The following is a 6,964-nucleotide window of genomic DNA, read 5'->3' as shown; positions in this document are numbered from 1 at the left end:
CCCCGGAAGAAGGAGCCCAAGCAATCGGGTGATCCGGTGATCGGGGATCAGGACTGCAGATGCTTCGGCTGGCGGCTCAGGAGGACGAGACTACCGGCACTCCGCTACTTGAAACCTGGAGCGTGAACCCTGAAACTGGTCGGTATGGGCCGGGGGCCAAGGCGGGTCGTGCTGGCGATGGCGGCGGGGCTGGCGCTGCTGCTGGCGCCGGCGCGCGCGCAGGCCAAGAAGCTGGAGGACTCTTCCTTCGTCTACGGCATCTTCGCCGATAACCCCAGCTGCGAGCAGGTGGAGCAGCGGCTGGCGGCGGCGCCGCTGCGACCTACCGTGCTGCTGAGCGTGGAGAACGGCCAGGGGTTCCTGCTGGACCAGGCGGGCGGCGGGGATCTGCTGCAGTGCGCGCTGCGGAGCCTCGCGGGCGCGGGGCGCACGGCCAAGGCGCTGCTGCTGCAGGACCCCAGCTTCCTGGACCGAGCCGAGGAGTCGGCGCGGCGGATGCGGCTGCTGGGCGAATTCGCCGCCGCTCATCGCAAGCTGCTGGCGGGCGCGGTCATCGACATCGAGCCTTACGTGGAAGAGCGCTGGAGCTGCGCCACCCACGCCGGCAAGCGGGAGATCGGCGGGCGCTACCTCGAGTTGCTGCGCCAGTTGAAGGCGGCTTCGGGGACGCTGCCGGTGGAGGCGGCCGTCCCCTGGTGGTACACCCTCAACGACGACATCCCGGAACTGCTGCCGGGGACCATCCTGGAGGCCGCCGACGGCGTCTACTTCATGGTGTACGGCGATGAAGGGGGGCCGGTGGTGGACGGGCGGGCGGAGAAGGTCTTCGACCGCATGCCGGCGGAGAAGCTGGGAGTGCGCCGGGGCAAGGTGTACATCGCGCTGGCCACCTACGAGAGCGTGTCGGCGCCGGAACTGGAGGCGGAGCTGGCGGCGGTGCGCGGCCACTACGCCCCGGTGCGCAGCTTCGCCGGCACCGCCGTCTTTCATGCCACCAGCGAGTACAACGCGCCGCTGGTGCGGGTGCTCTCCGGAGTGGTGGCCGACAGCGAGGGCAACGGGCTGGCCGCGGCCCAGGTGGAGTGCTGCGGAGTGAAGGCGATGACCAACGCCTGCGGCAAGTTCACGCTGAAAGGGATCCCGGAAGAGCGGGCCACGCTGCACGTCAGCAAGGGAGGCTACGCGCCGCGCGCGGTGGAGGTCACGCTGTTCGCGCCCGGGCGCGAGCGCGAGTTGCCGCCCATCCTGCTGCGGGAGAAGAAATGACCGTCCGGGCGAGGCGGCGGCTGTTGTGGGCAGTGCTGGCGGGCGTGCTGGCGGCAAGCGGGCCGGTGGTGCGCGCCCAGAATGCGCCGGGATCGCCGAGCGCCTCCGCCATCCCCGACCAGAGCCGTCCCGAACTGGCCAAACGAACGCTCAAGCTGCAGAACACCGAGTACTGGTACGAGGTCTTCTCGCCGGCGGGACACGACAACACCCGGGAACTGCCGGCGGTGGTGCTGCTGCACGGCGCCGGCGACCAGCCCGATCCCATGATCGCGGCCTGGCAGGATTTCGCGCTGCGCAATGAGATCGTGCTGCTGGCGCCCGCGCTGCCGCCGCGGCTGGACTTCGAGCCCATCGCGCCCGAGGTCTTTCGCCGCATGGTGAAGCAGGCGGAGGGGGAGTGGCCCATCAATCCCCAGCGCATCTACGTCTTCGGGCACTCGGCGGGGGGCTACCTGGCGCTGGACGCTGCTGCCTTCGACTCCGACCTGTTCGCGGCGGTGGCGGTGCACGCCTCCTTCCTCGCGCCCGCCTACACCGGCATCCTGGAGGCGGCGCGCCGCAAGACTCCCATCGCCCTCTACATCGGTGACCGCGACCTGCGGGTGCCGGTGAGCAAGGTCGAGGGCACCCGCGACCTGCTGCGCCAGCGCGGTTTTCCGGTGCACTACGTGCTCCTCCCCGGCCACGACCACAACTACTACGCCCTGGCGGAGCAGATCAATGAAGATGCCTGGAGGTTCTTTCAGTCCCAGCGCCTGAAGTGATCAGGCGCCCTTCTTGTGCGGGACGCGGGCGCGCTCCAGGTAGCGCAGGCTGCGCAGGTCCACCCGCACCAACTCGCCCGGGGCGATGAACAGCGGCACCTGGATGCGGACGCCGTTCTCCAGGGTGGCGGGCTTCCAGGTACTGTCCTGGCCGGAGTGGGCCGGGGGAGCGGTTTCAGTGATGCGGGCCTCGGCGGTATCGGGCAGGACCACGCTGATGGGCTGCTCGCCGTAAAACTCCACCGGCAGCAGCGTTCCCGGCTGCAGGAAGCGGTCCGCGTCGCCGATGAGCGCGGTCGGGACTTCTACCTGCTCGAAATTCTGCGGGTCCATGAAGGTGGAGTGGCCGGCCTCGGCGTAGAGGAACTCCAGGCTGCGGCGGGAAAGCTCCAGGTCTTCCAGGCGCTCGTCGGGCCGGAAGTGGGGCTCCCACAGGCGGCCGCTGGCCACGTCGCGCAGCTTCGACTTCACCACCCCGCCCAGCTTGGCGGCGCCGGCCTTAGCTTCCGCCTCCAGCACCTTGTAGACGTGGCCCTCGATGCGCAGGGCCATGCCGGCGCGCAGTTCCGAGGCAAGGACCATGGGACGGCCTCTCATTCCTAGTTTAGTCCTCGGTACTTCGTACTCGGTACTCAGTTTTTCAGCAGCCCGCGCTGAGGCCCGACGTCTGAGGTCTGGCGTCTCGCTTTAAGGTTTGTCCTCCAACTTCGCCCAATGGGAGGAGTTAGACGAGCAGGGCGTGGTGCTGGTGCAGATGTAGAACTGGGTGACCGGGTGCAGTTCCCACACCGACTTGCGCCAGCAGGTGGCCTTGTGGTTGGGCAACGCGCAATCGTCCTTGGGGACGCGGTGCTCGTTGTCCACCAGGAGCTGGCCCACGGCCTTGACCTGGCGGCCGACGTAACCGGCCAGCAGCGTGTCGTCCCAGGCGGGATGGGACTGGGCGCGGGAGTGCGGCGTCATCTCCACCACCACCCCTTGCGCTTTCAGCGCCGCCTGCTGTTTCTTGGTGAGATGCGCGCCCGAGGCCAGTTGCTGGGCGACTGCGGGATCGAAGCCGATGACGATGTGGTAGTCCACGTCGTCCGGGGCAGTGAGCTCGCAGTTGGAGCTCTCCGCGTCCGCAGGCTGCACCAGGTAGAGGTAGCCGGTCAGGGCGTAGATGTTGCCCTCGCCCATCTGCGCGAGCTCGTCGGCGTAGAGGGCGTGGTTGCCGCGGTGAAGAGGCGTCGGCAGGGCGGCATCGAGCGCGGCGATGTCGCTCTCGTCCAGCACCTTGACCGGCGGCAGCGCGGAATCGGGGAGCTGGTTCTTCACCAGGTTGAGATAGGCGTCGTAGTTGGGGTGGTCGGAGTCGCTGCAGCCGGCGGCGTAGTTGGCGTGGCACTGCTGAGAGTCGTCGACCTGGGCGCAGCTCTCCGGCTGGACCTTGCCGGCCTTGGCGACCAGGGCCTTCTGGTTGGTGGAGAGATCATGAGGCGGCGGTGCGGGCGCGGCCAAGGCCAGCCCGGCGGCGGCCAGGCCTGCGAGCAGGATGCGTCGGCGCATGGGGGAACCTCCTGGTTGCGGGTTCGGCCGCCGATTGTGCCATCAGCCCGGCCCCGGCGCAAAGGGTGCTGGAAGGAGACGCCAGGCTGCCTCAGACGTCAGACGCCAGCCAGGCCAGGGATGGACGAGGCTAGACCGGCTCTGGAGGCGCTTTTCCGCTATCCGGGGCGTACAATGGCTCTTTTCGAGGTGCCGCCATGAAGGCCCGTCCTCGGGGCCGGAAGGCCCCTGTTCTTCTTGCTCTTCTCTTCCTCCTCTTTCTTGTCCTGTTCCCCGGCTGTGGCAACGTCAAAGTCGCGGGCGTACTGGGCGGCGATGGCAGCGTGGTCGCGGTCCACGTGGGCGGGGGCGGCGCGAACCCGCCTCCGTCTCCACCCTTCGTCGAACTGCTGCTGGTGGCCAACAGCGGCAGCGGGACGGTGTCGTCCTTCGGCATCGGGCAGAGCACGGGGATGCTGGCGGCCGCCGCCGGCTCGCCCTTCACCGCCGGGAGCGGCCCCTTCGCCGCCGCGCTCTATCCCAACAACCAGTTCCTGTATGTGAGCAACAACGGCACCCACAGCCTATCCGGCTATGCCGTGGACACCGCCAGCGGGGTGCTGACCCAGTTGCCGGGTTCGCCCGTGGCGGTCGGGGACTGCCCGCGCGACCTCGCCATCACTCCGGCGGGCACCTTCCTCTACGTCGCCAACCAGTGCAGCCACGACGTCTCCGCGTTCTCCGTCAGCCTGAACACGGGGGCACTGACGCCGGTGCCGGGCTCGCCTTTCGCCGCCGGCACGGCGCCCTTCGCCCTGGCGCTGGATCCCGGCGGCAAGTTCCTCTACGTCACCGACGACTCCGGCGGCACGCTGCTGGGTTTCGCCGTCCAGAGCGACGGCTCGCTGGCGCCGGTGCCGGGCTCTCCCTTCCCGGTGGGGAGCTGCCCGGAGTCGGTGAGGGTGGCGCCCGGCAGCAAGCTGGTGTACGTGGCCAACGCCTGCTCCAACGACGTCTCCGCCTTCAGCTTCGACGCGGCGGGAACCCTGACGGCGGTGGCGGGCTCGCCCTTCGCCGCCGGAGGCTCGCGGCCACAGGCCCTGGCGGTTTCGCCCACCGGCAGCCTGCTCTACGTGGCCAACCAGTTGAGCAATGACGTGGCGGTCTTCAGCATCGCCACGGGAGGCGGGCTGACGCCGGTGGCGGGATCGCCCTTCGCCGTGGGCGGGAGCAATGCCCTGCCCTCGGGCCTGGCGGCCGACGCTTCAGGCAAGTTCCTCTACGTGACCCTGAGCAACGCCGGGCAGGTGGCGGGATTCAGCGTGGGCAGCGGCGGCGGCCTGACGGCCATCGCGGGCTCGCCCTTCGCCGCCGGCAGCATGCCCCAGGGCACGGCCAGCAGTCACTGAACCCGTCGGTGACAGGCAGTCGCGAGTGTCTGATCTGGCGTCTGACGTTTTGAGATCCAGACATCTCGAGAATATTCCTGGCCAACGCCGCCGAACCGCATCCAACGAAGCGAATCGGTGTTATGCTGCGCGCGGAGGTGAACGAGAGAAGAATTGGGAAAGAAGCTGAAGCTCTGGCCGCTGGTGGCGGCCACCTACTTCATGGTCTCGGGCGGACCTTACGGTCTGGAAGACCTGCTGCAATCCAGCGGCTACCGCTTCGCCATCCTGCTGCTCCTGCTTGTCCCCGTGTTGTGGAGCCTGCCCACCGCGCTCATGGTGGGCGAACTCTCCAGCGCCATCCCTGACGACGGCGGCTACTACATCTGGGTGAAACGCGCCCTGGGCCCCTTCTGGGGCTTCCAGGAGGCCTGGCTCTCGCTGGCTGCCAGCATCTTCGACATGGCCGCCTATCCCACGCTCTTCGTCCTCTACCTGGAGCGGATGTGGCCGCAACTGCACGGCTTGGAAGGCATGGCGGTGGGCGCGGCCGTGATCGCGGCCTGCGCTTTGTGGAATATCCGAGGCGCACCCGCGGTGGGCAATGCTTCCCTGGTCTTCGGGGCGGCGCTGCTGGCGCCCTTCGCGGTGCTGTCGGCGGCCGCGCTGTTCCAGCCGGCGGCGCCCGCGCACGCTCCTCTGCATCACCCCGCGCTGGTGGCCGGCGTCATGATCTGCATGTGGAACTACATGGGCTGGGACGGGGCCTCGACCGTGGCCGGCGAGGTGGAGCGGCCGCAGCGCACCTATCCCCGGGCCATGATGCTGGCCGTCCTGCTGGTGACGGTGAGCTACCTGCTCCCGGTGGCGGCGGTGGCGCGCGGCGGCATGGATCCCAGCCAGTGGAGCACGGGCGCCTGGGTCACCGCCGGAGGCGCGCTGGGCGGCCGCCTGCTGGCCATCTCCCTGGTCGCCGGGGGCATGCTCTGCGGCCTGGGCATGACCAACGCCCTGCTGCTCTCCTATTCGCGCGTGCCCGTGGCCATGGCCGAAGACGGCTATCTACCGGCGGTGTTGACGCGCAAGCTTCGTGGCAACCGGGCGCCCTGGGTGGCGATCGTGGTGCTGTCGGTGGCCTGGTCGCTGGCCCTGGGCCTGGGCTTCGAGCGCTTGGTGGAGTTGGACGTGCTGCTCACCGGAGGCAGCCTGGTGCTGGAGTTCGTCGCGCTGGCGGTGCTGCGCAGGCGCGAGCCCGGCCTGCCGCGCCCCTACCGCGTCCCGGGAGGCATGACCGTGGCCTGGCTTTTGGGCGTGGGCCCCACCGTCCTGCTGGGCATGGCGCTGTGGCAGACGCTGGCCGACAACGGCTTCACCCGGAACCTGGCCCTGGGACTGGCGCTGGCTGCGCTGGGACCGCCGCTCTATTGGCTGGCGGCATGGCGAGGAAAGGCGCGCGCCGAGGAACCCGCCGTCGCCAGTCAGGAGTCAGAGGCCGAGAGCCAGGACGACTAAGCGAGTCGCCGGTCGCCAGTAGCCGGTCGCCAGAAAGTCAGTAGCCCTTGTGCTTATTCACCAGACCCAACAACGGCTGGCCGGCGAGGTAGCGGCGCAGGTTCTCGGAGAGGAGCACGTAATGTCGCTCCCATAGTCTGTCGGTGACGGCGGCAGTGTGCGGGGTGATGAGCACGTTCTCGGTGTGCCAGTAGGGCGACTCGGGCGGCAGCGGCTCTTCCGGGAAGACATCGAGGGCGGCAGCGCCCAGGTGGCGTTCGCGCAGGGCGGCCAGCAGGGCGGCGTCGTCGATGAGCGCGCCGCGGCCCACGTTGATGAGGCAAGCGTCGGGCTTCATCTTTGCCAGGCGCGCGGCGTTAATGAGGTGGCGGGTGCGGGGGGTGACCGGGGCGCAAAGAACGACGAAGTCCGATTCTGCCACCACCCGATCGGTCTCGCTCGGGCCGGAGACCTGAACATCGGGGGATCGGGTGATCGGGTCCTCGGGTGATCTTTCCGGGTGCT

General features: G+C 69.1%; 7 protein-coding genes. 4 read left to right on the top strand and 3 right to left on the bottom strand.

What is annotated here, in order from left to right:
* Positions 1–177: 177 nt before the first annotated feature.
* Together VEG08_00530 and VEG08_00525 are read left to right on the top strand one after the other, a co-directional pair.
* On the top strand, positions 178–1,266 hold the full coding sequence (locus VEG08_00530; protein HXZ26462.1) for a carboxypeptidase-like regulatory domain-containing protein: 1,089 nt from the start codon (positions 178–180) through the stop codon (positions 1,264–1,266).
* Positions 1,263–2,033: a prolyl oligopeptidase family serine peptidase gene (locus VEG08_00525; GenBank protein HXZ26461.1), complete on the top strand. Its 771-nt coding sequence runs from the start codon at positions 1,263–1,265 to the stop codon at positions 2,031–2,033. Before VEG08_00530 ends, VEG08_00525 begins: the two co-directional genes overlap by 4 nt.
* Here the strand turns inward: VEG08_00525 and VEG08_00520 are convergent, their stop codons facing one another.
* Positions 2,034–2,615: an elongation factor P gene (locus tag VEG08_00520; protein ID HXZ26460.1), complete on the bottom strand. Its 582-nt coding sequence runs from the start codon at positions 2,613–2,615 to the stop codon at positions 2,034–2,036. It abuts the gene before it with no gap.
* 105 nt (positions 2,616–2,720) lie between these two features.
* A complete protein-coding gene (locus VEG08_00515) occupies positions 2,721–3,581 on the bottom strand; it encodes a hypothetical protein (GenBank protein ID HXZ26459.1) in 861 nt (286 codons plus the stop codon).
* Positions 3,582–3,778: 197 nt separating this feature from the next.
* Between VEG08_00515 and VEG08_00510 the strand changes: the two genes are divergently transcribed.
* Positions 3,779–4,969: a beta-propeller fold lactonase family protein gene (locus VEG08_00510; protein HXZ26458.1), complete on the top strand. Its 1,191-nt coding sequence runs from the start codon at positions 3,779–3,781 to the stop codon at positions 4,967–4,969.
* Between the two features lie 153 nt (positions 4,970–5,122).
* On the top strand, positions 5,123–6,460 hold the full coding sequence (locus tag VEG08_00505; protein HXZ26457.1) for an APC family permease: 1,338 nt from the start codon (positions 5,123–5,125) through the stop codon (positions 6,458–6,460).
* A gap of 37 nt (positions 6,461–6,497) precedes the next feature.
* On the opposite strand, the gene VEG08_00500 is transcribed toward VEG08_00505, so the two are convergent.
* On the bottom strand, positions 6,498–6,964 hold a 467-nt coding region (locus tag VEG08_00500), incomplete at its 5' end, for an NAD(P)-dependent oxidoreductase (GenBank protein HXZ26456.1).

Source organism: Terriglobales bacterium (assembly GCA_035624475.1).
In the GTDB taxonomy this organism is placed as follows: domain Bacteria; phylum Acidobacteriota; class Terriglobia; order Terriglobales; family Acidobacteriaceae; genus DASPRL01.
The sequence above is the reverse complement of the archived record's forward strand: the minus strand, read 5'-3'. Positions and strand labels throughout refer to the sequence as shown.

What these genes read in the sequence shown, in the direction of transcription:
- VEG08_00530 (HXZ26462.1), top strand. Translation starts at nt 178, where the DNA reads ATGGCGGCGGGGCTGGCGCTGCTGCTGGCGCCGGCGCGCGCGCAGGCC.
- VEG08_00525 (HXZ26461.1), top strand. Translation starts at nt 1,263, where the DNA reads ATGACCGTCCGGGCGAGGCGGCGGCTGTTGTGGGCAGTGCTGGCGGGC.
- VEG08_00520 (HXZ26460.1), bottom strand. Translation starts at nt 2,615, where the DNA reads ATGGTCCTTGCCTCGGAACTGCGCGCCGGCATGGCCCTGCGCATCGAG.
- VEG08_00515 (HXZ26459.1), bottom strand. Translation starts at nt 3,581, where the DNA reads ATGCGCCGACGCATCCTGCTCGCAGGCCTGGCCGCCGCCGGGCTGGCC.
- VEG08_00510 (HXZ26458.1), top strand. Translation starts at nt 3,779, where the DNA reads ATGAAGGCCCGTCCTCGGGGCCGGAAGGCCCCTGTTCTTCTTGCTCTT.